Source organism: Sporosarcina pasteurii (assembly GCF_041295575.1).
Taxonomy (GTDB): domain Bacteria; phylum Bacillota; class Bacilli; order Bacillales_A; family Planococcaceae; genus Sporosarcina; species Sporosarcina pasteurii.
In genome coordinates this window covers 1,640,022-1,666,387 of sequence record NZ_CP160452.1, presented here as the reverse complement: position 1 = coordinate 1,666,387, position 26,366 = coordinate 1,640,022, and the positions used below count along the sequence as shown (strand labels likewise).

22 protein-coding genes are annotated in these 26,366 nt (G+C 38.6%); 20 read left to right on the top strand and 2 right to left on the bottom strand.

Annotation, left to right across the window (positions count from 1 at the left end; translation table 11 throughout):
* The first annotated feature begins 10 nt into the window (after positions 1-10).
* Positions 11-2,176 carry a DNA internalization-related competence protein ComEC/Rec2 gene (locus AB1H92_RS07720; RefSeq protein WP_115360891.1) on the top strand — a complete coding sequence of 722 codons (2,166 nt, stop codon included), beginning with the start codon at positions 11-13 and terminating at the stop codon, positions 2,174-2,176.
* A gap of 78 nt (positions 2,177-2,254) precedes the next feature.
* On the opposite strand, the gene AB1H92_RS07715 is transcribed toward AB1H92_RS07720, so the two are convergent.
* Positions 2,255-2,389 (bottom strand): YqzM family protein, encoded by a 135-nt coding sequence (locus AB1H92_RS07715; RefSeq protein ID WP_075528066.1) that lies wholly within the window; start codon positions 2,387-2,389, stop codon positions 2,255-2,257.
* A 173-nt stretch (positions 2,390-2,562) separates the two neighbouring features.
* Here AB1H92_RS07715 and holA point away from each other — a divergent pair, with 173 nt between their 5' ends.
* Positions 2,563-3,585 carry a DNA polymerase III subunit delta gene (gene holA, locus AB1H92_RS07710; RefSeq protein ID WP_115360893.1) on the top strand — a complete coding sequence of 341 codons (1,023 nt, stop codon included), beginning with the start codon at positions 2,563-2,565 and terminating at the stop codon, positions 3,583-3,585.
* Positions 3,586-3,838: 253 nt separating this feature from the next.
* Here the strand turns inward: holA and rpsT are convergent, their stop codons facing one another.
* Positions 3,839-4,090, bottom strand: a complete 252-nt coding sequence (gene rpsT / locus AB1H92_RS07705; protein ID WP_115360895.1) for a 30S ribosomal protein S20 — start codon at positions 4,088-4,090, stop codon at positions 3,839-3,841.
* A 197-nt stretch (positions 4,091-4,287) separates the two neighbouring features.
* Between rpsT and gpr the strand changes: the two genes are divergently transcribed.
* The 18 genes from gpr (at position 4,288) to AB1H92_RS07615 (ending at position 26,318) form a co-directional block, all read left to right on the top strand.
* The gene (gene gpr / locus AB1H92_RS07700) at positions 4,288-5,325 is read left to right on the top strand and encodes a GPR endopeptidase (RefSeq protein WP_115360897.1); all 1,038 of its coding nucleotides are present in this window, start codon (positions 4,288-4,290) and stop codon (positions 5,323-5,325) included.
* 50 nt (positions 5,326-5,375) lie between these two features.
* Entirely contained in the window at positions 5,376-6,188 is an 813-nt protein-coding gene (gene spoIIP / locus AB1H92_RS07695; protein ID WP_115360899.1) for a stage II sporulation protein P, read from the top strand.
* 53 nt (positions 6,189-6,241) lie between these two features.
* Positions 6,242-8,065 carry a translation elongation factor 4 gene (gene lepA / locus AB1H92_RS07690; protein ID WP_115360901.1) on the top strand — a complete coding sequence of 608 codons (1,824 nt, stop codon included), beginning with the start codon at positions 6,242-6,244 and terminating at the stop codon, positions 8,063-8,065.
* 67 nt (positions 8,066-8,132) lie between these two features.
* Positions 8,133-9,266, top strand: a complete 1,134-nt coding sequence (gene hemW / locus AB1H92_RS07685; RefSeq protein ID WP_115360903.1) for a radical SAM family heme chaperone HemW — start codon at positions 8,133-8,135, stop codon at positions 9,264-9,266.
* A gap of 95 nt (positions 9,267-9,361) precedes the next feature.
* A complete protein-coding gene (gene hrcA / locus AB1H92_RS07680) occupies positions 9,362-10,426 on the top strand; it encodes a heat-inducible transcriptional repressor HrcA (protein WP_115360905.1) in 1,065 nt (354 codons plus the stop codon).
* Complete coding sequence (grpE, locus tag AB1H92_RS07675) at positions 10,416-10,997, top strand: nucleotide exchange factor GrpE (RefSeq protein ID WP_115360907.1); 582 nt, start codon at positions 10,416-10,418, stop codon at positions 10,995-10,997. Before hrcA ends, grpE begins: the two co-directional genes overlap by 11 nt.
* A 112-nt stretch (positions 10,998-11,109) precedes the next feature.
* Entirely contained in the window at positions 11,110-12,951 is a 1,842-nt protein-coding gene (dnaK, locus tag AB1H92_RS07670) for a molecular chaperone DnaK (protein ID WP_115360909.1), read from the top strand.
* A gap of 158 nt (positions 12,952-13,109) precedes the next feature.
* Positions 13,110-14,228, top strand: a complete 1,119-nt coding sequence (dnaJ, locus tag AB1H92_RS07665; RefSeq protein WP_115360911.1) for a molecular chaperone DnaJ — start codon at positions 13,110-13,112, stop codon at positions 14,226-14,228.
* A gap of 15 nt (positions 14,229-14,243) precedes the next feature.
* Positions 14,244-15,188: a 50S ribosomal protein L11 methyltransferase gene (gene prmA / locus AB1H92_RS07660; protein WP_115360913.1), complete on the top strand. Its 945-nt coding sequence runs from the start codon at positions 14,244-14,246 to the stop codon at positions 15,186-15,188.
* 5 nt (positions 15,189-15,193) lie between these two features.
* Positions 15,194-15,934, top strand: a complete 741-nt coding sequence (locus AB1H92_RS07655) for a 16S rRNA (uracil(1498)-N(3))-methyltransferase (RefSeq protein WP_115360915.1) — start codon at positions 15,194-15,196, stop codon at positions 15,932-15,934.
* 1,306 nt (positions 15,935-17,240) lie between these two features.
* Positions 17,241-18,683, top strand: a complete 1,443-nt coding sequence (locus AB1H92_RS07650) for a glycosyltransferase (protein ID WP_115360919.1) — start codon at positions 17,241-17,243, stop codon at positions 18,681-18,683.
* Between the two features lie 152 nt (positions 18,684-18,835).
* Positions 18,836-19,813 carry a phosphotransferase gene (locus AB1H92_RS07645; protein ID WP_115360921.1) on the top strand — a complete coding sequence of 326 codons (978 nt, stop codon included), beginning with the start codon at positions 18,836-18,838 and terminating at the stop codon, positions 19,811-19,813.
* A 1,024-nt stretch (positions 19,814-20,837) separates the two neighbouring features.
* Complete coding sequence (gene mtaB, locus AB1H92_RS07640; protein ID WP_115360926.1) at positions 20,838-22,196, top strand: tRNA (N(6)-L-threonylcarbamoyladenosine(37)-C(2))-methylthiotransferase MtaB; 1,359 nt, start codon at positions 20,838-20,840, stop codon at positions 22,194-22,196.
* 73 nt (positions 22,197-22,269) lie between these two features.
* On the top strand, positions 22,270-22,941 hold the full coding sequence (gene deoC, locus AB1H92_RS07635; protein ID WP_115360928.1) for a deoxyribose-phosphate aldolase: 672 nt from the start codon (positions 22,270-22,272) through the stop codon (positions 22,939-22,941).
* A gap of 104 nt (positions 22,942-23,045) precedes the next feature.
* Complete coding sequence (gene rpsU, locus AB1H92_RS07630; protein WP_075528040.1) at positions 23,046-23,216, top strand: 30S ribosomal protein S21; 171 nt, start codon at positions 23,046-23,048, stop codon at positions 23,214-23,216.
* A gap of 262 nt (positions 23,217-23,478) precedes the next feature.
* The gene (locus tag AB1H92_RS07625; RefSeq protein ID WP_243835747.1) at positions 23,479-24,816 is read left to right on the top strand and encodes a nodulation protein NfeD; all 1,338 of its coding nucleotides are present in this window, start codon (positions 23,479-23,481) and stop codon (positions 24,814-24,816) included.
* Entirely contained in the window at positions 24,813-25,811 is a 999-nt protein-coding gene (gene floA, locus AB1H92_RS07620; RefSeq protein ID WP_115360930.1) for a flotillin-like protein FloA, read from the top strand. Before AB1H92_RS07625 ends, floA begins: the two co-directional genes overlap by 4 nt.
* Positions 25,812-25,856: 45 nt before the next feature.
* Complete coding sequence (locus tag AB1H92_RS07615; protein ID WP_115360932.1) at positions 25,857-26,318, top strand: hypothetical protein; 462 nt, start codon at positions 25,857-25,859, stop codon at positions 26,316-26,318.
* The last annotated feature ends 48 nt before the right edge of the window (positions 26,319-26,366 follow it).

Genomic DNA, 26,366 nt, shown 5'->3' with positions numbered 1-26,366 from the left:
TTTCTTCGCGGTGACAGCCGCTATTCTTTCCTTTTTTTATTTCGAAATAACAATCCCAGATACAATTGATGATGGCGTAGAAAATAATACGCTTATTTGGACAGATAACGCCAAAATAGACGGTGGAACAATTAAAGGTTTTGCTGTAACTGGATCTGGACAGACGGTTTATGCGATATACCAATTTGCGAATGCAGATGAAAAACAAAAATTTACTGAAATGGACCTATCAACAATAGAGTTTCGTGTAACAGGTTCTTTTCAATCTGTTGAAATACCCTCACATCCGTATGCATTTAATATGGAACAGTATTTAAGAATGTACGGTGCGTCAGGTATTTATCAAGTTGAAAAGATATTTTCATATAACATAAACAAGTCCTTTATTTCACGCCTATTAACACAGCGGAAAAATGTTCAACAGCATATACGGGAGACTTTTCCAGCATCACTCATTCCTGAAGCTGAAGCTTTATTAATAGGGGATAGAAGCGGCATGAGCGAAGAAGATGCTGCAAATTATAAAAAATTAGGGATCACGCATTTATTTGCGATATCTGGCCTTCATGTAGGTTTATTAGTTTTTATCGTACGAGAATGTTTGCTCCGTTTAAAATTGCGGCGAGAAAACGTAGATCTGTTGCTAATAATCTTACTACCGCTCTATGCAATCATTGCAGGTGGCGCTCCTTCGGTATGGCGTGCTGTCATTGTTACCATTCTAGTCCTACTCACTATTTACGGACGGCTGCCAATAAAATTGGATAGCGCTCTTGCGATAAGTGCAATTGGTTTTATACTCTATAAACCGTATGTTATTTTCCAACCAGGCTTCCAATTGTCCTATTTAGCAGCATTGTCATTAATTTTATCTTCTAAAATATTATCGAGACAAACATCTAAGTTAAAGTTATCTTTTTTAGTGACGATGATTAGTCAATTGTCGTTGTATCCTATTTTATTACTTCACTTTTATGAACTATCTTTGTCTTCATTTTTGGTCAATTTACTGTACGTACCTTTGTATTCTATTGTCATCTTACCGATGAATCTTCTTTTGCTTCTGTTTACATCAGTAGCGATGCCAATTGCACAATGTCTCTTTTTCTTGTATGTTCCTTTTCGAGCACTCATTGACCAGGGGACAGCTTGGTTATCTGCAATTCCTTATCAATTGTGGAATCCGGGAAAGCCCGCATCTTTTGCGCTTGTTTTGGCGGTAATAGGCGTTGTATGTTTTTTTATATTTTACGAAGAACAGCAAAAGGTAATACGATACTTACCATATGTGCTAATTCCGGCGTTCATTATCCAAATTCTACCTTATACAGAAAATCAATTACGCGTTACTTATTTGGATGTAGGGCAAGGTGATAGCATTGTAATTGAACTACCTTATAAACGTGGTGTTTATATGGTCGACACAGGTGGAACGGTTTCATTTGGCGAAAAAACATGGCGTTCACCGACAAAAGATTTTGAAGTGGGGCGAAAAATTGTCGTGCCTTACTTAAAGGGAAGAGGGATTACAAAGGTTGAGAAGCTGATTATTTCTCATGCCCATATTGATCATATGGGTGGAGCGCATGAAGTTGTAGAAGATATTCGTGTACAGGAAATTCATATACCCCCAAATAGCGGGAATGTACCGGAAATGGAAAAGCTTGTTCGTGTGGCGCATGAAAGAAAGGTACCTATAATAGAAGTGAAAGACGGAGATGGCTTTCATAAAAAAGATTTTGGGTTTTATTATGTAGGCCCGCAAACTGAAGAATATGTGGGCAATGATAGTTCTCTTGTCTTGTACTTAACGACTACGGGGCCATCATTTTTATTTACAGGGGACATGGAGGAAGCTGCGGAAAGAACTTTTTTAGCAAAATATAAACACACTGATTTTAGGAATCCAATCCTAAAAGTAGGACATCACGGCAGTAAAACATCAAGTACAGACCCCTTTATTAACGCGTTACAACCTAAAATGGCTGTTATTTCTGCTGGGAGAAACAATCGGTTCGGACATCCGAGCAAAGAAGTGCTAGAGACATTTCAAAAGTATCAAGTTCCAGTATTCCTTACTGCGGATAACGGCTCGATTACTGTTCTTGTAGAAGGTGAAAAGTTCACAGTATCCGTGATGCAGCACAAAACGAAAAAACGGACGAGCGCTCCTTGAGGGGAATCTTGTCCGTTTTTAACCCGATATAACAATGGGTTATGTAGTCATCGCCTTAGGAGATGACAAACGATTTGGTTAGCTTGCAATGAAGTCAATTACTGTAGCAATAATAAAGATACTGGAGAAAAATCCAAATGCTACAACAAACCCTACACCAGAGTCTACAAAATCATTGCGTTTTGATTGTACATCATGTTCAAACTCGTTCATTGCTACACCTCCTATATATCCAATTTAAGTATAAGCGATTGAATTGTAAAAATCTATAGAAATCGTCTATATCTCGTTAGTTCACTCGTTCGTTCAATAGAAATGACACAAATTGTTCATACAGTCCTATCATTTTAAGGTATAATAAAGAAGTAAAGATTTGAGGTGAAAGAATGCCAAATGCTATATGGAAAAAAATCGCTTCTGGTCAAGTGGATGCTGTCTATTTACTAACGGGTGTTGAACATCACATATTCGATGCTACAATTGAACGTTTAAAAAAGGCATTACCTGAAATTGATGATGCCTCTATCGTTCGATTTGATTTGGAAGAAACGCCCGTAGAAGCGGTTATTGAAGAAGCAGATACGTTGCCGTTTTTACAAGATCATAAATTAATTATCGCGAACCACGCTATGTTTTTAAGTGGACAAGATAAAAAAAGGGCAGAAGTAGAACATAATTTAGCTGTGTTAGAACAATGGTTAGAAAATCCGTCTCCAACAGCGACAGTTGTGTTTATTGCGCCTTATGAAAAATTGGATGGTCGTAAACGGATTACTAAAAAAATGAGAGACATGTCAACGGTCATTGAAGCAAATCGCCTGGAAGGGAAAGATCTTTTAACGTGGATTCAGCGCGAAGCAAAAACAAATGGGGCTCATATTTCATCGGTTGTTGCACAAACGTTAATGAATACAGTCGGAGATAATTTGTTATCTCTCGCTACAGAGATACGTAAAATGGCAACTTACCTTGGTGAAAACGGCGAAATTACGAATGATTTAATTGAGATGCTCGTACCGAGAACTCCTGAAATGGATGTGTTTCGACTAACGGACGCTTATGTAGCAAGTAATATTCCGAAGACGGTTTCTATCTATCATGATTTATTGAGAAGTGGAGAAGAACCGATTATGTTAACTTCGCTCATTGCAGGACAAATTCGTTTAATGATTCATGTACAATCATTACGTAAAAAAGGCTATCAACAACAACAAATCGCTAAGGCGCTACATGTCCATCCGTATCGTGTGAAATTAATGTTGGAAAATAGACGAATTCCGAATGAAAGTCGACTGTTACATATATTGAAACAACTTGCAGACATTGATTATAAATTAAAAACAACCAGTGGGAAGCGTGAACGTTTGCTAGAATTATTTTTTATGGATTCGCTTCAGCAACGTCGTTGAATGTTAAATTAAAAAAAGACCGTCACATGAATTTTCATTATCGCTATGTGCGATAGGTGCATTTCAATGTGACGGTCTTTTTCTTTTTACTTGCTTTAGGGCATCTAAACGACGCCTTCAGCATTTCTTAGATCCAGCTTCAGGTGTCAGATGCTCGGGTCATAAGCAAACTGGCGGTGTGGCAAAGAACGCCACGCCGCCAGTTCGACTTATGCCTGTCGCATCTAACCGACGCCTTCAGCATTTCGTTAGATTACAGCGCTTTTTTTGTAAGACGTGCTTTTTGACGGGAAGCATTATTTTTATGAATAAGGCCTTTTCCAGCGGCAGTATCGATTAATTTAACTGCTTGTGACAAAAGTTCTTTTGCATTTTCGTCTTTATTTTCAAGTGCTACTTCTGCTTTACGAACCGCAGTACGCATTGTTGCTTTAGCGTGTGCATTACGTTCGTTGCGTTCAGCGCCTTGTTTTACGCGTTTAATAGCTGATTTAATGTTTGGCAAATCGTTCACCTCCAATTTCAGGTAGGGAAAATGTTTCATCATTATAAAGAAATCACTTTCATAACATGCATAATTTTAACAAAGGAATCATAGAAATGCAACAAAAAATATATGGGATTACAGTAGAACGTTTCAATTAGCCAATCTAGAGAATATTTCATAGTCACAACGCACAGACTGAAGGTCGAGGTGATTCTATGGAAAAATTTGATTTTTACCGGACAGACCTCCTGGTTGAAAGTGAGGAAATGGTCCGTCATCAAACTGAAAGTGAAAAAGAAACATTAGAAGAATCGAAAGGCATAATATTTAACGAATCAACGCACGGAAGAATTAAGTTGACGGAAGTCGTCGTGGATGAATTAGGTGAAAAACGAATTGGAAAGAAAACGGGGAACTACGTTACATTAACTGTTCCTTCGTTAACACCAAATGATTATGAGGATATTACACAGTTATCTCAATTGTTAATAGACAAGCTAGACGGAATTGTAAAAAATAAAGAAGCGATTGCCAATGGGAAGATTTTGTTTATCGGATTAGGGAATAGGGAAGTTACGCCGGATGCTGTTGGTCCGTTGGCGATGGATAGTTTAAGGGAGATTGTGCCGGAATATTATACTGAAGACGGCGGAGAAGTGTTTGTCTATGCACCTGGCGTAACGATACAAACAGGTTTGGAAACAGCTGACTTCATTAAAGCTGTCGTTTCAGAAGTTGAGCCGGATTTGTTGATTGTTGTCGATGCATTAGCTGCTCGTGATTCATCCAGGTTATGCCGAACGATTCAATTGACAGATACGGGGATCCATCCTGGTTCGGGTGTCGGCAATAGTCGAAAAGAAGTTTCTGAGGAAACATTAGGTTTACCTGTAATCGCAATTGGCATACCGACAGTTGTGGATGGCCCTGTGATGATTGCGGATGCCATCGATACAATGTTCAGTTATATTGCGTCCAAGATTGACGAAGAAAAAAGTCCATCTTCAAGTTTGTCAGTTACCCCTTGGTTACGTTCGGAGAATAAAGATGTGGATCGTTCTGTCTTAAAACCAATTTTTGGCGATTGGGCAGAATGGCCACATGAAGAACGTGTTCAACTTTTTGAAGAAGTGTTAACAAATCACGAACTACGGACATTCGTTTCACCAAAGGAAATTGATGCTTGGGTTACACTGTATGCTAAGAGTTTATCTAGCTCATTATCGAAGTGGGTTCGTAGTGTGAAAAAGTAATCATGTATCCGTTCCTGACTGCATATAGTTGAGGAACGGAGGGATCTAACATGAAGAAAACATTGCAAACATGGAGTGCTTTTATTCTCATTCTATTTCTATTCCCAATAATAATGAATCTCCTTCCAAACGGTACTACATCAGCAACATCAAAACTTATGAAAGAGCCACTTAAAATTGTCTATGCTTCGAATGTGTTTCAAGAGGATGTGCAGGAAAAACAGAAGAAAGCACTTCTTTATTTTACGCATAATCACGAAGCATTTGAACCCGTAACGAAAGAAAAAAGTGGAAAAGTAACCGTTTCACACCGAACTGAAAACATTACAAAGTTTGGCGAAAAACTTCAAGCACAACTTGCAGTAAATGGGATAGAAACGGATATATTACCTGTGAACAACATGCAAGAACTTGAAAAGAAGGGGATGCCTTTTTCCAAGGCTTATCACACGGTTCGTCCTTTTGTGCAAAAACAGATCGAGGAATCAGAATATGACTTAATTCTCGATATGCATCGCGATTCAATTGGTCGGGATAAAACAACCGTCAGTTATAAAGGAGAGAACTATGCAAAAGTGGCTTTTGTGATTGGGTTAGAACATCCAAATTATAAACATAACGAAGAAATGGCGGTTAAACTAAAAGCGGAAATGGAGAAACAAGTTCCTGGAATTACTCGTGGACTAATTAGAAAAAGTGGAGCAGGCGTCGATGGGAAATATAATCAAGATTTACATCCTAATGTACTACTCATTGAATTAGGCGGCATTGAAAACAAAGAAGATGAATTAAATCGTACAATTGCGGTCGTGGCAGAAGCGGCCACTTCAATTTTATCGAATAAAAAAGACGCAGAAAATTGAACATAAGCGCGTTCACTGGTATACTTCTAATAGCAGAAATAGGAGTGAACAGTATGAATTCAGAACAGAAATTAGCGCGTCAAAAAAATATTCGAAACTTTTCTATCATCGCCCATATTGATCATGGGAAATCTACGCTCGCAGACAGAATCTTAGAGCAAACGAATACGTTAACAGCAAGAGAAATGACTACACAAACGTTGGACTCAATGGATCTAGAAAAAGAGCGCGGCATTACGATTAAGTTAAATGCAGTTCAGTTGACGTATACGGCAAAAGATGGGGAAGAATATACATTTCACCTCATCGATACGCCAGGACACGTCGACTTTACATACGAAGTGTCAAGAAGTTTGGCAGCTTGTGAAGGCGCTATTCTGGTCGTCGACGCAGCGCAAGGAATTGAAGCACAGACCCTTGCGAATGTTTATTTAGCAATCGACAACGATCTTGAGATTTTACCGGTTATTAACAAAATCGACTTACCCGCTGCAGATCCTGAGCGAGTAAAGGCGGAAGTAGAGGATGTAATCGGTCTAGATGCATCTGAAGCTGTCCATGCCTCTGCAAAAGCGGGGATTGGAATCGAAGATATTTTAGAGCAAGTAGTAGAGAAAGTGCCTGCACCGACAGGAAATCCTGATGCCCCATTAAAGGCATTGATTTTTGACTCTCACTACGATCAGTATAGAGGGGTTATTGCTTATATTCGAATCATTGACGGCTCTGTAAAGCCTGGAGATAAAATTCGAATGATGGCAACAGGGAAAGAATTTGAAGTGCTTGAAACAGGTGTCTTTACACCGCGTGAAACGCCAATGAAAGAATTGAATATTGGTGATGTTGGGTACTTATCAGCATCGATTAAAAACGTTGGTGATACACAAGTCGGAGATACGATTACAAAGGTTGATAATCCTGCAGAAGAAGCGCTACCGGGATATAGAAGAATGAACCCAATGGTTTTCTGTGGACTATATCCAATTGATACGTCCAAATACAATGACTTACGTGAAGCATTGGAAAAGCTAGAGTTGAATGACTCAGCGCTTGAATATGAACCTGAAACATCACAGGCTCTTGGTTTCGGTTACCGTTGTGGTTTCTTAGGCTTGCTTCATATGGAAATTATTCAAGAACGTATCGAACGTGAATTTAATATTGAATTAATTACAACAGCACCGAGCGTTATATATAATGTTGTGACAACCGATGGCGAGCATCACAAAGTGGACAACCCATACATGATGCCAGATGCACCACTCATTGATTATGTAGAAGAACCATATGTAAAAGCATCCATTATGGTACCTGAAGATTTTGTTGGACCAGTTATGGAACTGTGTCAAAGAAAACGCGGAAACTTCATTACGATGGATTATTTGGCCTCTTCACGGGTCAACGTTGTGTATGAACTACCGCTTGCTGAAATTGTCTTTGACTTCTTTGACCAATTAAAATCCAACACAAAAGGCTATGCTTCGTTAGATTATGAAATGATTGGTTATAAAAAGTCTAAGCTAGTGAAGATGGATATCTTATTAAATGGTGAACAAATTGATGCGCTCAGCTTCATTGTCCATAATGACTTTTCTTATGAACGTGGTAAAGCGATTGTTGAAAAGCTACGTGAGCTTATTCCAAGACAACAGTTTGAAGTACCTGTCCAAGCAGCGATTGGGCATAAAATTGTTGCCCGTTCTACGATTAAATCGATTGGGAAAAACGTTCTTGCAAAATGTTACGGTGGAGACATTTCCCGTAAGCGTAAATTACTTGAAAAGCAAAAAGAAGGTAAAAAGCGCATGAAACAAGTAGGATCTGTTGAAGTACCTCAAGAAGCGTTTATGGCTGTATTGAAAATGGACGAGGATTAATCAGTTTAGAAAACATAGAAAAGGGGGCTAACATGCCTCCTTTTTCCTGTTACGAAAGGAGCAACATATGAAAGGTATTTATATCCACATTCCGTTTTGTCATCAAATTTGTCATTACTGTGATTTCAATAAAGTATTTTTTAAAAATCAACCAGTTGATGAATATATTGAAGCTATCGGAAAAGAGTTTGCGATCATGAGTAGCGAAGGGGTATCATTTGAAACGGTTGAAACGGTGTTTCTAGGTGGCGGAACGCCTACTTCACTCTCAGAAAGACAGCTTCATCGATTGCTTGAAATTATTAATAAGTACGTCGATGTTGATGCGCTACGAGAATTCACGACAGAAGCCAATCCAGACGAATTGACATATGAAAAGTTAATTGTTTTGAAAAATGGTGGCGTTAAACGGCTAAGTATTGGCGTACAATCTTTTGATAACGAGTTATTGGAAAAGATCGGAAGAACGCATAGCGCGGATGATGCAGCGCGTGTTATTCAAGATGCACGTAAAGCTGGTTTTGATAATATTAGTATTGACCTCATTTACGGTTTGCCTGGACAAACCATTGAACAATGGCAAGATACGTTGGACAAAGCAACGAACTTAGGGTTAGAACATTATTCAGGTTATTCTTTAATTGTTGAACCGAAAACCGTATTTTACAATTTAATGAACAAAGGGAAATTGCCTTTACCAGGTGAAGATGCAGAAGCGGAAATGTTGGAAATGCTCATTGCACATATGGAAGAGAATGGTCGTCAACAATATGAGATTAGCAATTTTGCTATGCCAGGTTATGAATCTGTCCACAATCTTCTTTATTGGGAAAATGAATCGTATGCGGGGATTGGAGCAGGTGCGCATGGATTTATAAATGGACAGCGCTATTCAAATATAGGCCCGATTAGACAATACATGGCTACGCTAGAAGAAGAGAAACGCCCAATTTTACACACACATGAAGTAACAGAAGTTGAAGCGATGGAAGAGCAAATGTTCCTAGGGTTAAGAAAAATAGAAGGTGTTTCAGCAAAGCATTTTGAAGAGAAGTTTGGTCGTGCTCTTAATGATGTTTATGGGGATACGTTGCAGACGCTCATAAATCAAGGATTAATTGAACAAGCTAATCACAGGTTTAAACTAACGCAAACTGGTCTATTTAGAGGGAATGAAGTGTTTCAACAATTTCTTACGTAAGATGAAGTCTATTAATTGACAGTACCGATTGCATTTGTTAAATTATGATTAGTATTAGCACTCGACCTGAAAGAGTGCTAACAGGAGTGATGGTTATGTTGACAAACAGACAATTGCTCATTTTACAATTAACGGTCGACGATTACATCCAATCAGCGCAACCTGTTGGGTCTCGGCAACTATCTAAAAAACCGGAGGCGCCATTTAGTCCAGCGACGATTCGGAATGAAATGGCTGACCTAGAAGAAATGGGCTTTTTAGAGAAAACACATACATCTTCAGGCAGAGTACCTTCCGAACAAGGATACAGGTTTTATGTTGATCATTTATTAACGGAAAGTAAGCTAGACCGAGAAGATAGTCAGCAACTGAGTTCTATATTTCAGCAAAAGATTATGGAAACAGAAGAGTTGATTCGAAAATCAGCGACAATAATATCAGATTTAACAAACTACACATCGATTTTACTTGGTCCTGATTCGTCGATGAATACGGTACGACGCTTTTCAATTGTACCGCTAGATCAAAATACTGCTGTAGCCATTATTGTGATGGATAATGGGCAAGTTGAAAATCGGTTATTTAATGTTCCGAAAGGATTTTCCGCTTCGGACATTGAGAAAATGGTGAATATCTTAAACGAACGACTAGTCGGAACTCCGTTAGTTCATCTTCATAAAAAGCTTATACAAGAAACGAAAGCTATTTTAGAAAAACATATCGACCGTGCCGGAGACTTGTATGCTTCTTTTAAAGAAGCGATTGCGATTACGCCGGAGGAACGTTTGTATTTTGGCGGGAAATTAAATATGATTAATCAGCCAGAGTTCCACGATATAGAAAAGATGAAAACCTTTATTGATTTAATTGAGAAGGGAACGCATGCGACATCGATTTTCGAGAATATTCATCCTGGTATCGCTGTGAAAATTGGTTCCGAGAACAACCATAATGCAATGACAGATTTTAGTGTAATTACAGCAACATATTCTGCTGACGAAATGACAAACGGTTCCATAGCCATCATTGGTCCAAAACGAATGGATTATGGAAGGGTAATAACTTTGCTAAATCTGTTGAGCCATGACTTATCTCGTGAATTAGCAAGATTAACGATTGGCAACGGAACGGCAGGGAGGGAAAATAACGATGAAACATAATGAAGAAATTGAAGTAGAAACTGTTGCTGAAAATGAAGAAGTAACGGAAGTTGAAGAAACTGAAGCGAAAGATGCTGAAGTAGAAGATACGGTGGACACAGATGAAGAAATGCACGCTGAAGAAACCGAACTGACTCAACTGAAGAAGCAACTTCAAGAAGAAGAAAATAAATACTTTAGAGTGCTGGCGGATTATGATAACTTTAAACGTCGTTCAACACAGGAAAAAGAAGCGATTCAAAAGTATCAATCCCAACGTGTTTTAACGAGTATCTTGCCAGTCTTGGATAATTTTGAGCGTGCTTTATCAGTAGAAGCAAAGACAGACGAAGCCAAGTCAATGATGGAAGGAATGGACATGATTTATCGTTCACTCGTTGATACGCTAAAGTCTGAGGGACTTATTGAGATTGAGTCTTTAGATAAAGAATTCGATCCGAATTTCCATCAAGCAGTTATGACTGATAAAGATGAGGAAAAACCATCAGGCGTCGTGCTTGAAGAAATGCAAAAAGGTTATATACTAAAAGATCGAGTGCTACGACCAGCTATGGTTAAAGTGAATGAGTAATTTTTATTTAACCAACTAGTTAATTAAATAAAATTTTCAAGGGCGTACATTCCCTGTAAAAGGAAATTGTGCACAAATTTAAGTGTGTATTAAGTTTAGGAGGAATTTATTAATGAGTAAGATTATTGGAATTGACTTGGGAACAACAAACTCTGTCGTGGCGGTTTATGAAGGCGGAGAACCGAAAGTAATTGCAAACCCAGAAGGTAACCGTACTACGCCATCAGTTGTTGCATTTAAAAACGGTGAGCGTCAAGTTGGTGAAGTTGCGAAGCGTCAAGCAATTACGAATCCAAACACAATTATGTCTGTAAAACGTCATATGGGTTCGGATTTTAAAGTTAAAGTTGAAGATACAGAATATACACCGCAAGAAGTTTCTGCAATGATCCTACAATATATGAAAGGCTATGCAGAAGATTACCTTGGTGAAAAAGTAACGAAAGCAGTTATTACAGTACCAGCTTACTTTAGTGATGCACAGCGTCAAGCTACAGCGGACGCAGGTAAAATTGCAGGTCTTGAAGTAGAGCGTATTATTAACGAGCCAACTGCAGCAGCACTAGCATACGGTCTTGATAAAACAGATGAAGATCAAACGATTCTCGTATACGACCTTGGAGGCGGAACATTTGACGTTTCTATCCTTGAGTTAGGCGACGGCGTTTTCCAAGTTCTTGCAACAGCAGGAGATAACGAACTAGGTGGAGACGATTTTGATGATGCTATTATCGAACACCTTGTTGAAGAGTTCCGCAAAGAGAACGGAATTGATTTATCACAAGACAAAATGGCAATGCAACGTTTGAAAGACGGAGCTGAAAAAGCGAAGAAAGACCTATCTGGTGTAACTTCAGCACAAATTTCACTACCATTCATCACAGCCGGCGAAGCAGGACCTTTACACTTAGAAATGAATCTCACGCGTGCGAAATTTGACGAATTAACGCATCACTTAGTTGAGCGTTCAATGGTTCCAACGCGTCAAGCAATTCAAGATGCAGGTCTATCTTCTTCAGAAATTGACCGTGTCATTCTTGTAGGTGGTTCAACACGTATTCCAGCTGTTCAAGAAGCTGTAGAAAAAGAAACAAATAAAGAAGCTTATAGAGGTGTAAACCCTGACGAAGTTGTCGCAATGGGTGCAGCAGTTCAAGGTTCAATCTTAAGCGGAGACGTAAAAGATGTTGTATTACTTGACGTAACACCACTTTCATTAGGAATTGAGACGATGGGGAACGTATTTACGAAACTCATCGACCGTAACACAACAATTCCAACGAGCAAATCTGAAGTGTTCTCAACAGCAGCAGACAATCAGCCGGCAGTAGACATTCACGTTCTACAAGGTGAGCGTCCAATGGCAGCAGACAACAAAACACTTGGTCGTTTCCAATTAACGGATATTCCACCAGCACCACGTGGTGTACCACAAATCGAAGTCACATTCGACATTGATAAAAACGGTATTGTAAACGTTAAAGCGAAAGACCTTGGCACACAAAAAGAACAAAACATTACAATCCAAGCGAGCTCATCATTATCTGACGAAGATATTGAGCGCATGGTAAAAGAAGCTGAAGAGCATGCTGAAGAAGACAAGAAGCGTAAAGAGCAAGCTGACCTACGTAACGAAGCTGACCAACTCGTATTCCAAGCTGAAAAAACAGTGGAAGATCTTGGCGAGCAAGTATCTGAAGATGAGAAGAAAGAAATTGAAGATGCATCAGCTGAACTAAAAACAGCACTTGAGTCCGACGATTTCGAAGATATTAAAGCGAAAAAAGATGCACTACAAGAAATCGTTCAGAAGTTAACGACAAAACTATATGAACAAGCAGCAGCGGCAGCGCAAGCGGCACAAGGAGCAGAAGGTGCTGAAAATGCTGGCGGAGCAAACGATGATGTTGTTGATGCAGAATTTGAAGAAGTTAAAGATGACGATAAGAAATAATTGACCAACTTGTTGGCGGAAAAGTCAAAGTCCGATATTCCGGCTTTGACTTTTTTTCCGTTCTTTAGTTTGTATTAACCACTGTTCAACAGCAAAAGGACATGTGAGTTATGTTACAATGAGCAACAGGTAAATGTTTTGGGAGAGTGAATGAATTAATGAGTAAACGTGATTATTATGAGGTTCTCGGCATTTCGAAATCCGCTACAAAGGATGAAATAAGAAGAGCTTATCGTAAATTATCCAAGAAATATCATCCTGACTTAAACAAAGCGGATGACGCAGAAGAAAAATTCAAAGAAGTTACTGAAGCCTATGAAGTGCTAAGTGATGAAACGAAAAAAGCAAATTACGATCAATTTGGCCATGCAGGACCTAACCAAGGTTTCGGTGGGGGTGGATTTGGCGGAGACGGTTTTGGATTTGAAGATATTTTTAGTAGCTTTTTTGGCGGCGGTGGACGTAGGCAAGATCCAAATGCGCCTAGAAAAGGAAATGACCTGCAATATACAATGACGATTGACTTTATGGAGGCTGTTTTTGGAAAAGAAACAGAAATTGAAATCCCTAGAGACGAAAATTGCGGTACATGCGATGGCTCAGGTGCCAAAAAAGGAACTTCTGCGAAAACATGTTCGCATTGTAACGGGTCTGGTGAAATTAGCATAACGCAAGATACGCCACTTGGAAGAATGGTGAATAGAAGAGCTTGTCATCACTGTGGAGGGACAGGTAAATTTATTCCTGAAAAATGTACGACATGTAGAGGGGCAGGAACTGTTAAAAAATCAGTGAAAATTAAAGTGACGATTCCTGAAGGCGTTGATGATGGTCAACAATTACGAGTTTCCGGTCAAGGAGAACCAGGTGTAAACGGTGGACCTACAGGAGATTTATATATTGTTTTCCGCGTCAGACCGCATGAGAAATTTATCCGTGAAGACGATGATATCTATTTAGAATTGGCACTCACATTCCCGCAAGCAGCTTTAGGTGACGAAATTGAAGTACCTACAGTGCAAGGTAATGTAAACTTAAAAATTCCAGCAGGGACCCAAACAGGAACAAGATTCCGCTTAAGAGGAAAAGGTGTGAAGAATGTTCATGGTCGGGGAATCGGTGATCAACATGTCATTGTTAAAGTCATCACTCCTAAGAAAATGACAGAAAAACAAAAGGAACTAATGCGTCAATTTGCAGCTATTGGTGGAGATAGCCCAGAAGAATACTCAAGTTCTCTATTTGATAAAATTAAACGCACTATTAAAGGCGACTGAAAGGATTGAATCAGTTTGAAATGGTCGGAAATAGCTATCCATACGACACATGCAGCGACAGAAGCGGTTGCGAATATATTTCATGAAGCAGGCGCAAGCGGAGTAATTATTGAGGATTCTAAAGAGCCACATTTGCCCCGTGAAAATGTTTTTGGGGAAATTTATGAGCTAGATAAAAATGATTTTCCGACTGAAGGCGTTATCGTGAAAGCTTATTTACCGGTAAATAGTTTTCTTATTGAAACGATGAAAGATATTGAACAGGCAATTGCCGACCTTCCACGTTATGGATTAGATGTAGGGTTGAATAAAATAAAAACATCTGAAGTAGATGAGGAAGACTGGGCAACTGCTTGGAAACAATATTACCATCCCGTTAAAATTTCTGGCCGCTTTACAATTGTCCCTACATGGGAAAACTACACGCCAGTCGAATCAGACGAACTCATTGTCGAGTTAGACCCGGGAATGGCATTCGGTACAGGAACTCATCCAACAACAGTCATGTGCATGCAAGCACTTGAAAAGTACGTTCATAATGGTGATACCGTTGTAGATGTAGGAACTGGTTCTGGTGTTCTTTCTATTGGGGCAGCAATGCTTGGCGCAAAAAGTGTTTATGCACTTGACTTAGATGAAGTAGCAGTAGCCGCCGCTAAAGAAAATATTCGTTTGAACCATGTGGACGGTACTGTCCATGTTACTCAAGGCAATTTACTTGAGTCTATCGATTTTAAACCAAACATCATTATCGCCAATATTTTAGCGGATGTCATTATGTCTTTCTCTCAAGATGCTGCAAATCTCTTACCAGAGGACGGCCTTTTTATCGTATCAGGCATTATTGAAGAAAAGCGTGATGAAGTAAAAGCGGATCTTACTGAAAAAGGATTTGAAATCATTGAATCTGTTTTGATGGAAGATTGGGTAGCGCTAATTGCAAAGAAAAAAGGCGAGTGATCAGTTTGCAACGATATTTCTTAGAAACAAGCTTCAATCCTAATGGAGAAGCTGTTTTATTTGGCGAGGACTACAAACATATTGTTCAAGTGATGCGGATGGCAATTGATGAAAAAATTATTGTTGTCGCCGAGGCGGAGGCTTTCATTACGACAATAAAAGACATCACCGAGGATAAAGTAATTGTTCAAAAAGAAGGCGAGTCACTTCCGGAAAATGAACTACCCGTGCACATTACAATTGCGTGTGGGTTAGCCAAAGGTGACAAGCATGATTTGATTGTCCAAAAAGGAACGGAACTGGGCGTTTCAGAAGTGGTTCTTTTTAAGGCAGAACGCTCGATTGTGAAATGGGACGATAAAAAGGGAACTAAAAGGATTGAACGATTACAAAAAATTGCACATCAAGCAGCTGAGCAATGTCATCGTACAATCATTCCAAGAATTGAAAGTCCTCTTACCATTAAACAATTAATTGCCAAAGGACAGGAGTTTGATGTTTGCTTATTTGCTGATGAAGAAGCAGCAAAACGAGAAGAACGACCACGTTTGGCAGATAGGGTGAAAAATCTATCACCAAATCAAAACGTTCTCATTGTATTCGGTCCAGAAGGCGGATTATCAAGAAATGAAGCAGAGGCATTGCAAGAAGCTAAGTTTCTACCAGTCGCACTTGGGCCGCGTATATTAAGAACTGAAACTGCGCCGTTATACTTTTTATCTGCTGTTTCTTATGAATTTGAATAATAGATGAAAAAACATGATCAGCTCATAACTGGGTTAATCAGTGCTGGACTACATGATAATGGCGTACGGATTTGGCAGCATTGCCAAGTGAAATCACGATTGGATAGAGTAAGACCTTTCTATATTAAAATAGAAAGGTCTTATTTTTGCACAAAATAGATAAGTCATGCGAACTATACAGTTAATTACCCCTCTTCTGTTACTGGTTTAACATACATGACTAAAAGCTTTCGTGAGATGGGGCCGACGATTAGTAACTGGGAGGGAAGGGCAATGATTGATCTATAAGGATTGACTTGAAATGCTATTTCAGCAGTTCAATCACTTTTATTACTCATTCATGTGAAAGGTATTTATGTTAGCATATAACATTATGCTCATTACAGCGATTTATGCTATTATAGGACAAGTTGAGATTTTACTGATCGGAACGAAAAGATGAAAAGTTTTATGGGCAATGAGCTACCAAAAACCGTGAGCTTCCATACTCTTGGTTGTGCGGTAGTAAACTTAAATATGATTGCGTCTGAAATCTGTAGCAACGAGGGTTAAGGCGCTTAGAAAAAACCACTTCAAACCACCATTTTAAGTGGTTTTTTCATTGTAATGATAGAGCGTCATTGTAGATTGACCTGTTTTCACGACAAGCCTAAGCTCCATTAATTCGGCCTATAGGCTATAAACTCCATCGACAGAAGTGTTTGTAGCCTTTTGCAAATTGGCTCGAGAAGTAGGTCCGTTTTCCTTCTAGTGTTGCAGTATAGCTCCCTCGTAATCCCTGTACTGCATCCTGACTGGTGCAGTAGATTGACTTTGCAAAGAGGCCTATACGCAAATGTGTACGTGAAACCGTTTTTAAAAGTAATGGATTGCACACGCTTATCCAAAACAGTCATATTATCAATTATCGTGTGAACAAAATCAGATAATGCCTCGCGGCCAACTATATCCGATAGGGCTGGATGATTATCCTCTACAAACACGACAACAGATCTTCGCATATCACACACCTAATTTATATTAATTTGTAGAAGGAAATGATGGCGTGAAAAAATTAGAGAGAAAACCAATGAAAAGTCGCCGGTCAAATTTGCAAATGAGATGAATTCATCATACTCGATGATCCCTGATGGCTATCATTCTGCATGTTGGAGATTTCAAGTTCAAACATTGAGTACGGTTTAATTTATAGTGCAGATATTTCAATATAGTAACATTAGCCTTTACATAACCAGTTATACACTCATACTATACTGGAAAAGATCGAACTTTAAAGAAATGGATCTTAAAAAAGGAAGGAATCCTAATGGAACAAACAAGTTTATCAATAATAATAATTGGGCAAAATAATGTAGGTAATTTAGAAGCACTGTTAAAAGAAGTGAAAAAGTTAAATTGTTTAGAAATACTAATGTTCTTAAGTGATTATAATGAGGGAACTCAAGAAGTAGCTAACCGATGGGGTGCTCAAGTACTTTGGGGTAGTCCAGAAGTAATGAGCTATAAAATGCGAGCATTCGGCGCAAAGCGGGCAAAGGGTGACGTTTTATTATTCTTAGATACTTCGTTGGCGATTAAAGCTGTTGATTTGAAGCGCCTAGTATCCATTGTACAAACTAAAAAGGTAGACTTGGCAATAAGCACTCATTCATATTCCCCACAACCCGGCTATTTTAATTATGAGACAGCGGAATTTATGCTTAATATGATAGCTAATCGTAGAGATCTAACATGTGGTTCACTTTATCATGTTCCATTTGTAATTAGTCGGGAAGCACTTATGCTTATTGGACCTAGTAGTTTAGCGGTACCCCCTTTAGCGAAATTAATAGCAATTAGAAAGGGTTTAATTATTCAAGCACTCCATGTCTCCACCAAGATTAATAGTAAATTGTATAAAGTTTCCATTGGAAGTGATCTTCTTTTAGAAGAATGTCTGCAATCACTATCATACTGGCTGAGAAGAAATGGAGAAAGAAGTGGTTACACCAATTTGAGACGAAGGTTAGATATTTTAAAAAGTCAAAATAACGGAAATCGACCCTTTCATTATGGAGTAACTGCTATAATTCCAGCTTCAAATGAAGAGGACACTATTGGCCCTGTAATTAAAAGTGCCCTTAATGCTGGGGCGAGTCAAGTTGTTGTTGTTGAGAATGGTTCGATTGATAATACTGCTAAAATTGCAAAGGAGGCAGGAGCGCAAGTTGTGTCTTTTCCATATCGAATAGGGCACGACGTCGGTAGATCTGTAGGTGCTATAAATTATCCATCTAGTTATTATTTATTCCTGGATGGAGACATGGTTATTTCTTCTAGGGAGCTAAAACAATTTATCACTGCTGTTACAAAGAATGATGTAGATGTAGCCTTAAATGATTTGAGCTTAATGCTTAAAGGGAAGCGAAGTTGGGATGAGGTGACATGGTCGAAATACTTTCTGAATACTTCTTTGAAACGAGAAGATCTTAATGTGAATACATTAACGGCAGTTCCTCATGCATTGAGCAATAGAGCCCTAGAAATAATAGGACCTGAAAACTTAGCTGTACCAACAGTCGGAATGGTCCGAGCTGTATTGTCTGGACTAAATGTTCAAGCGATTAGAGAAGTTGATGTAATTAGCAAAAATAAGGTTCGGAGTGACCATCGCTCAGATAAAGGGAATCTAACGGAACAACTTATTGTTGGAGATATGTGTCAAGGATTATATGAAATAATACTTCATAAGTATGGAAGGATTCAATAATTATATTTCACACCAGCTAGGCTGCTTTGAAATCCCAATGAATCAATGCCAAGCGATTATCGTTTGGCATCATTTCTCCGCTTTTTATCATAACATTGGACATCATAACAGCAAGTTGGCTCATTTAGACTTATTATAAGGAGGTACTAGGGATGGATATTAGTAAACTGCTTCTAAAAAAGTATGGATTAAGAACATCGTTTATTAAAAAGCTAGGACATCGTAAAGTATACATGGTTGGCACTGCAGATAAAACCTATGCGTTTAAGGTTTATGATTGGCCGGTTGCTATCGATTTTCATATTTCTCTATTGAATCAAATTGATAAAAATGGTTTCCGTCAATTTCCCAAAATGATTTCGACACTGGATGGTTCGAGTTACGTTGAAATGCAAGGATTGACCTATGTTTTAAGTGAATGGATTGAAGGTATTCAGCCTTCTTTTTCAAATTTAGAACATTTGAAAACTGCTTCGGCGTTTTTAGCTTTTTTTCACTGTGCTGCAAAAGCACCGAATCAAGAGCCTATGAAAAATGTTCCAAATACCTTTTTATATCCTACTACGTTTAATGATATAAAAGTGGGTGGGTATAAAATGAAAGTTGTTAAAAATAGATTAAAAGAATGGGGGCAGCAATTTGGAACGGATCCACTTAAAATTGCGCTTGAAAGAATGGAATACGCTGAACGCTTATTTCCTATAGATAGCTATAAGGAACTCGTAAAAACAGAGAGAAAAGAAAATACATTCATTCATGGGGATTATAATTACTCTAATTTAGTTTTTTCGCCCGAAGGTAAAGTGTATTTACTAGATTTTGATGGCAGTCATTATTGTGTTCGAATTATTGACTTACTCTTTCTATGCCATCTACACATGGGTAAAAATGCGGAAATGCTTTTAGAAATATTAAAGTCATATCATCAAGTAAGACCCTTGAGTCTAATAGAATTTGAAGTTGTTAAATCACTACTCTTCGTACCAGGGAAAATCTATCGGGATATTAATATAAGAACGCATTTAAATATTCCTATTCATAGGGATTGGCTAATTCGAAATCTTACTGGATATTCTTCGACAGAATCCTTTGATACGATTAAACGGTTATCTTACTCCGATTTAGTGTAAATGGTTATATAAGAAACTCAAATTTCGTACTAGAATTATAACATTAAGCCCAAGTATTCATATGGCCTCCACTTATACAGGTACCGTGAAAAAGAGTCCTAAGACCGTTTAATCAGTCACAAAACAATGGTATTATTTTGCGCGCAAGATTGTCCTCTCTTGGCAAAAACCATGTAATATTGATAACCCTAATAGGTAGTGACCCCCTAATATTAGATTTTTGGTCTAACATTAGGGGTGCATATCAAAAGAGTAAGCGGACAAAAGTATAGACTTAAACAATTTCACACTAATAAGTAATCAAGTTTTTGAACGTGATCCATACCACCCCAGAATTATTAGAGTTATATAACGTTATTATCGTCAGCAGTGGGACTGGTAATAGTGTCTGACTTATTAAAAATTCTAAATATATATTATCTTGAAAAAGAAGAATAAAGATAGCATTAAATAATGATAATAACAACATTAATCTTTTTGATTGGATAACGCACACTAATACTAATGAAGTGTTTTTGTATAAAGTTTTGGAAAATAGAAGTGGAGAACAATATAGCTTAATTAATAACTTAAATGAGTTAAAACAAGAAATCCTTGAAATATGTAATCATGAATTAGAAAAATTAAAATTGCTTAGAGTATATATTGAGAACCAGGTGAAGAGCGATTTTAGTGATAAAGTATTTACGGTTCCAATTATGCTAATAATTACTATAATCGCACCGAAAATACTGACTTCTGAGAAAGCATTAGCTCTCTCCTCTTTTTATTTTAAATGAGAGGGATGAAAAAGTGAGGATACTTCAAACTTAATTTATTTGAAATAAGTTTGCACAACCTCGTAGAAGGGGCCGAGAAAGATAGGATACTATAAGGGAAAAGGTCAGACAAATGAACCGTTCACACGTAGAGCCAATTGAATCATTAATGCAGGGCATTAAAACATTATGCTCATTACAGCGATATATGCTATTATAGGACAAGTTGAGATTTTACTGATCGGAACGAAAGGATGAAAAGTTTTATGGGCAATGTGCTACCAAAAACTGTGAGTTTCCATACTCTCGGTTGTAAAGTAAACCACTATGAAACGGAAGCGATTTGGCAACTATTTAAAGACGCAGGTTACGAGCGTGAAGAATTTGAAAATGATGCGGATGTATATGTCATTAATACATGTACCGTTACAAATACAGGGGATAGAAAGAGCCGCCAAGTAATTCGTCGAGCAATCCGTAGAAATCCAGATGCTGTTGTATGTGTAACTGGATGTTATGCGCAAACATCTTCAGCGGAAATTATGGCGATACCTGGTGTAGATATTGTTGTTGGTACACAAGACCGTTCGAAATTACTTGGTCTTATTGAAGAATATCGTGCGGAGCGTCAACCCATTAACGCAGTGCGTAATATTATGAAAAACCGTGTGTATGAAGAGTTGGATGTACCGGCTTTTACAGATCGTACTCGTGCTTCGCTTAAAATCCAAGAAGGTTGTAATAATTTCTGTACATTTTGTATTATTCCATGGGCTCGCGGCCTTATGCGTTCTCGCGATCCTAAAGAAGTGATTCATCAAGCGCAGCAACTTGTTGATGCAGGGTACCTTGAAATTGTACTAACGGGTATTCATACAGGTGGGTACGGTGAGGATTTAAAAGATTATAACTTAGCAGCCTTACTTCGCGATCTTGAAGCGGAAGTGAAAGGGCTGAAGCGTCTTCGTATTAGTTCTATCGAAGCGAGTCAGCTAACAGATGAAGTGATTGAAGTATTGAATGATTCGAAAGTGATTGTCCGTCATTTGCATATTCCTATTCAATCTGGGTCAAACACAGTTTTGAAACGTATGCGTAGAAAGTATACGATGGAATTTTTTGCAGAGCGACTGGATCGTTTACGTGAAGCGCTACCGAACCTTGCCATTACTTCAGACGTTATCGTAGGCTTCCCGGGAGAAACGGAAGAGGAGTTTATGGAAACGTATCGTTTCATTCGTGACCAAAGTTTTTCCGAATTACACGTATTTCCTTACTCCATGCGAACGGGCACACCGGCAGCACGTATGACTGACCAAATTGATGAAGCAGTGAAAAATGAAAGAGTTCATAAACTAATTGAGTTAAATGATCAGCTTGCAAAGGAATATGCGTCTTCATTTGAAAATGAAGTGCTTGAAGTCATTCCGGAAGACAGATACAAACTCGACCCTGAAAGTGGACTTTACGAAGGCTATACAGATAATTACTTAAAAGTGTTCTTTGAAGCTGACGAATCTATGGTTGGTAAAGTTGTTCGTGTAAAGCTAATAAAAGCTGGTTACCCTTATAACGAAGCAAAATATGTTCGTGTAATGGAAGAAGAGGAATCGGTTCAAGTTTGATCTGCTAATTGTTGGTTAAACATTTCACTAACTAAACTTGTAATAATACGGAACATTTATAGGAGGTATTCAGTTGAATACAGATTTTGCAAAATATATTGATCATACATTATTAAAAGCAGATGCTAAAAAAGACGCAATCATCGACCTTTGCAATGAAGCGAAAATGTATTCCTTTGCATCGGTTTGTGTCAACCCGACTTGGGTTAAAACCGCAGCGGAGTTATTAGAAGGAACACCTGTTAAAGTATGTACAGTCATCGGGTTTCCTTTAGGGACTTCAACGACAGAAACAAAAGCATTTGAAACAAAAAATGCGATACAAAATGGTGCGACTGAAATCGATATGGTTGTGAATATCGGAGCACTTCGCGGTGGAGATGACGAGCTTGTCAAACGAGATATTCAAGCAGTCGTTGAAGCAGCTGCTGACAATGCCATCGTTAAAGTAATTATAGAAACATCTTTATTAACTGATGCTGAGAAGCGAACAGCTTGTGAATTGGCGGTTGTTGCAGGGGTAGATTTTGTGAAAACCTCTACAGGCTTCTCAACTGGCGGTGCAACGGTAGAAGATGTAAAATTAATGAGAGGCGTCGTAGGTCCTGAATTAGGTGTGAAAGCTTCAGGTGGTGTCCGTAGTTTTGAAGATATGGAACAAATGATTGAAGCTGGCGCGACAAGAATTGGTGCGAGTTCTGGGGTACAAATTATGAATGGATTAAAATCAAAAGAAGATTATTAATTCACCAGATTAATATTGACCCACTTTTAATAATAAGGTATAATACTGAAGTACATGGCACTAGACCGTGTGTTCCAAGGTGTTCGGAGGGAGGGACAAGAGGTATGTCGAAAACTGTCGTTCGTAAAAACGAATCGCTTGAAGACGCTCTTCGACGCTTCAAACGTGACGTTTCCAAAAGCGGAAAAATCCGTGAGGTTAGAAAGCGTGAGTATTATGAGAAGCCGAGTGTAAGACGAAAATTGAAGTCTGAGGCTGCAAGGAAACGTAGATAATTTACTCAATTATCTTCGTCATTAACTTTGTATATGCTAATTACATCAAATTTCAATTATTGTAAGACCGGGAAGCCGTTATATAGGTTTTCCGGTTTATTTGTCTATCATGTGAAATAGAAGTATCACGTTATAAGAATTATTTGAATGTAAAACAGTTAGATATCAAAAAGATATCTTTTTTTTAGGTGAAATGAAACTTTTACCCTTTTTACGCGTATTAAAGATATAATTGGAGTATACAGAAGAGAGGAGGGTTGGGATGAGACATCATATGAAAAAGTTGTTTTTCCTCATGCTGTTAATTGCCACACTTTCTGTACCGTTTGTAAATGCAGATGCAAATGCGGATAATGAAGTTGTCTATAAGATACCAATTTCTAAAGAAGTAGAGAAGGGATTGTTTGCTTTTTTAGAAAGATCTTTTGAAGAAGCAATAGAAGCGGATGCCAAAGCGATTATTTTAGATATTCATACGCCAGGCGGCTTTGTTGATGCAGCAGGACAAATTGCTAAATTGCTAGATACGTCTGAAATACCCATCATCGCTTATATTAATGATGATGCATTATCAGCCGGTGCATTTTTGGCATTACATGCGGACGAAATCTACATGTCGCCGAGAGGTAGAATCGGAGCGGCACAAGTCATTGAGTCCTCTGGGAATGCAGCTGACGAAAAGGCGCACAGTGCATGGTTATCAGCGATGGAAAATGCTGCAGAATCTTCCGGGCGAGAGATTATTTATGCGAGGGCGATGGCGGATCCCTCTATCGACTTACCTGAGTATGGGGCTGGTGTTGATAAGCTTCTTACATTAACGGCCAGTGAAGCGCAAGCAGTCGGTTATAGTGAAGGTACAGTTGCTTCATTTGAGGAATTGCTAGAAAAAGCAGGTTATCAAAATGCTGAGGTTATTTCTACAAAGGAAACATTTTCTGAAAGTATTGCACGTTTCGTAACAAATCCGATTGTCGTGCCGATCTTATTATCAATTGCTGGGCTTGGGCTAGTCGTGGAGTTATACTCGCCTGGATTTGGCGTCGCTGGAACGATGGGAATCATCTCGTTATTACTGTTTTTCTACGGTCATATGATTGCTGGACTTGCTGGATATGAATCGCTGATTTTATTTGTCGCCGGTGTTGCGCTTATTGTTGCAGAGATTTTTATAGCTGGCGGAATTGCTGGTGTCATTGGTGCGGTAGCGATAGTAGGTAGTATTATTATGGCAGGAGGCAACCCGATGTATATGGCAATGTCTGTATTAATCGCAATTGCCATCGCTGCAATAGGGGCGGTGATTATCATTAAAATTTTTGGTAAAAAACTACACCTGTTTAATAAAGTAGTCTTGATGGATGCAACAGACACGGAGTCAGGGTATGTGTCGAATGTGAATCGTACCGAGTTAATTGGGCAAAAAGCAGTGACGACTACTCCGCTGAGACCATCCGGTACAGTTGACCTTGAAGGCGAAAGAATTGATGTCGTTTCAGAAGGAAGTTACATTGATAGAGGAAAAGATGTTATCATTGTAAAGGTAGAAGGTTCTCGTATTGTCGTTCGAGAATCGATAGAGAAAGGGGAAGTTGAATGATGATTGATGCTGCGTTTATTACAACAACTGCCATAGTTGTCGCCGCAATAATAGTTTTAGCCATATTTTTCACACTCGTTCCAGTAACACTGTGGATATCTGCATTAGCAGCTGGCGTAAGAGTAAGTATTTTAACACTGATTGGGATGAGGCTCCGTCGAGTAATTCCAAATCGTATTGTCATTCCATTGATTAAAGCCCATAAAGCAGGGCTAAACGTGGAAATTAGTCAATTGGAAAGTCATTACCTTGCAGGAGGTAACGTTGACAGAGTAGTTAATGCGCTCATTGCAGCACACCGAGCGAATATTGATTTGTCGTTTGAGCGTGCAGCGGCTATTGACTTAGCGGGCCGTGACGTATTAGAAGCGGTTCAAATGTCCGTAAACCCAAAAGTAATTGAAACACCATTTATTGCGGGTGTGGCTGTGAACGGAATTGAAGTTAAGGCAAAAGCTCGTATTACAGTACGTGCTAACATCGACCGCCTTGTTGGTGGTGCGGGGGAAGATACAGTTATTGCCCGTGTAGGTGAAGGGATTATTTCTACAATTGGTGCATCAGTAAGTCACGCAGATGTACTAGAATACCCTGACCGAATTTCCCAAACAGTATTATCTAAAGGACTTGATTCAGGTACTGCATTTGAAATTTTATCGATTGACATTGCAGATGTAGATGTTGGCGAAAACATCGGTGCAAACCTTCAAACTGAACAAGCTGAAGCAGATAAAAACATTGCGCAAGCTAAAGCTGAAGAGCGTCGTGCAATGGCTGTTGCGAATGAACAAGAAATGAAGGCAAGAGTTGAAGAGATGCGCGCGAAAGTAGTTGAAGCTGAAGCTGAAGTACCAATGGCAATGGCAGATGCACTACGTTCGGGAAATATTGGCATTATGGACTATGTCAACTATAGAAACGTGCAAGCTGACACAGGCATGCGTGAATCAATAAGTAAATATAGCCAAGGTGACCAATCGCCTGATCAAGAATAAATCAAATGTAATTGGAAGTTAATTCCCGGAAAGGGGATGAAATAAATGGAAAGTCTTATTCCATTCATTATTATGCTTCTACTCGGCTCTCTTTTCAGTGGGAAAAAGAAATCTTCGGAAGAAGATAGACGGTCAAAACCTTTTACTCCAGAGTCAAAAGAACAAGACAATCCTATTAAAAAGCTAAAGGAAATGTCTAAAGATATATATAAGGAAATTCAGCAAGAGATGGAGCAAGAAACTAAAAAAGTTGAGCATCGTCCAGTTGCTATTCCGGGAGAGTCACTTCGGAAAGTCGAAGAACAGAGAGCAGAAGTTCAAAAGCAAAAGACGATTTCTTCAGATAGTGGAAGGCGTAGAGAAGCAAGAAGAGATAAAGTAAAACGCCAATCAAAAAATAAACAAACTAATGTAGAAAATCGTGATTTAGTACCAAGTAGTTCAGATGATATCATGAAAGGTATCATTTTTTCCGAAATAATTGGACCACCAAAATCTAGACGTTAATCATTGATCCCCTATACATTTCATACGATATGTATAGGGGGTTTATTA

Excerpts from the sequence above, each read along its gene's own strand:
- AB1H92_RS07715 (WP_075528066.1), bottom strand. The coding sequence starts at position 2,389 with ATGAACGAGTTTGAACATGATGTACAATCAAAACGCAATGATTTTGTA.
- holA (WP_115360893.1), top strand. The coding sequence starts at position 2,563 with ATGCCAAATGCTATATGGAAAAAAATCGCTTCTGGTCAAGTGGATGCT.
- gpr (WP_115360897.1), top strand. The coding sequence starts at position 4,288 with ATGGAAAAATTTGATTTTTACCGGACAGACCTCCTGGTTGAAAGTGAG.
- spoIIP (WP_115360899.1), top strand. The coding sequence starts at position 5,376 with ATGAAGAAAACATTGCAAACATGGAGTGCTTTTATTCTCATTCTATTT.
- lepA (WP_115360901.1), top strand. The coding sequence starts at position 6,242 with ATGAATTCAGAACAGAAATTAGCGCGTCAAAAAAATATTCGAAACTTT.
- hemW (WP_115360903.1), top strand. The coding sequence starts at position 8,133 with ATGAAAGGTATTTATATCCACATTCCGTTTTGTCATCAAATTTGTCAT.
- hrcA (WP_115360905.1), top strand. The coding sequence starts at position 9,362 with ATGTTGACAAACAGACAATTGCTCATTTTACAATTAACGGTCGACGAT.
- grpE (WP_115360907.1), top strand. The coding sequence starts at position 10,416 with ATGAAACATAATGAAGAAATTGAAGTAGAAACTGTTGCTGAAAATGAA.
- dnaK (WP_115360909.1), top strand. The coding sequence starts at position 11,110 with ATGAGTAAGATTATTGGAATTGACTTGGGAACAACAAACTCTGTCGTG.
- dnaJ (WP_115360911.1), top strand. The coding sequence starts at position 13,110 with ATGAGTAAACGTGATTATTATGAGGTTCTCGGCATTTCGAAATCCGCT.
- AB1H92_RS07650 (WP_115360919.1), top strand. The coding sequence starts at position 17,241 with ATGGAACAAACAAGTTTATCAATAATAATAATTGGGCAAAATAATGTA.
- AB1H92_RS07645 (WP_115360921.1), top strand. The coding sequence starts at position 18,836 with ATGGATATTAGTAAACTGCTTCTAAAAAAGTATGGATTAAGAACATCG.
- mtaB (WP_115360926.1), top strand. The coding sequence starts at position 20,838 with ATGGGCAATGTGCTACCAAAAACTGTGAGTTTCCATACTCTCGGTTGT.
- rpsU (WP_075528040.1), top strand. The coding sequence starts at position 23,046 with ATGTCGAAAACTGTCGTTCGTAAAAACGAATCGCTTGAAGACGCTCTT.
- AB1H92_RS07625 (WP_243835747.1), top strand. The coding sequence starts at position 23,479 with ATGAGACATCATATGAAAAAGTTGTTTTTCCTCATGCTGTTAATTGCC.
- floA (WP_115360930.1), top strand. The coding sequence starts at position 24,813 with ATGATGATTGATGCTGCGTTTATTACAACAACTGCCATAGTTGTCGCC.
- AB1H92_RS07615 (WP_115360932.1), top strand. The coding sequence starts at position 25,857 with ATGGAAAGTCTTATTCCATTCATTATTATGCTTCTACTCGGCTCTCTT.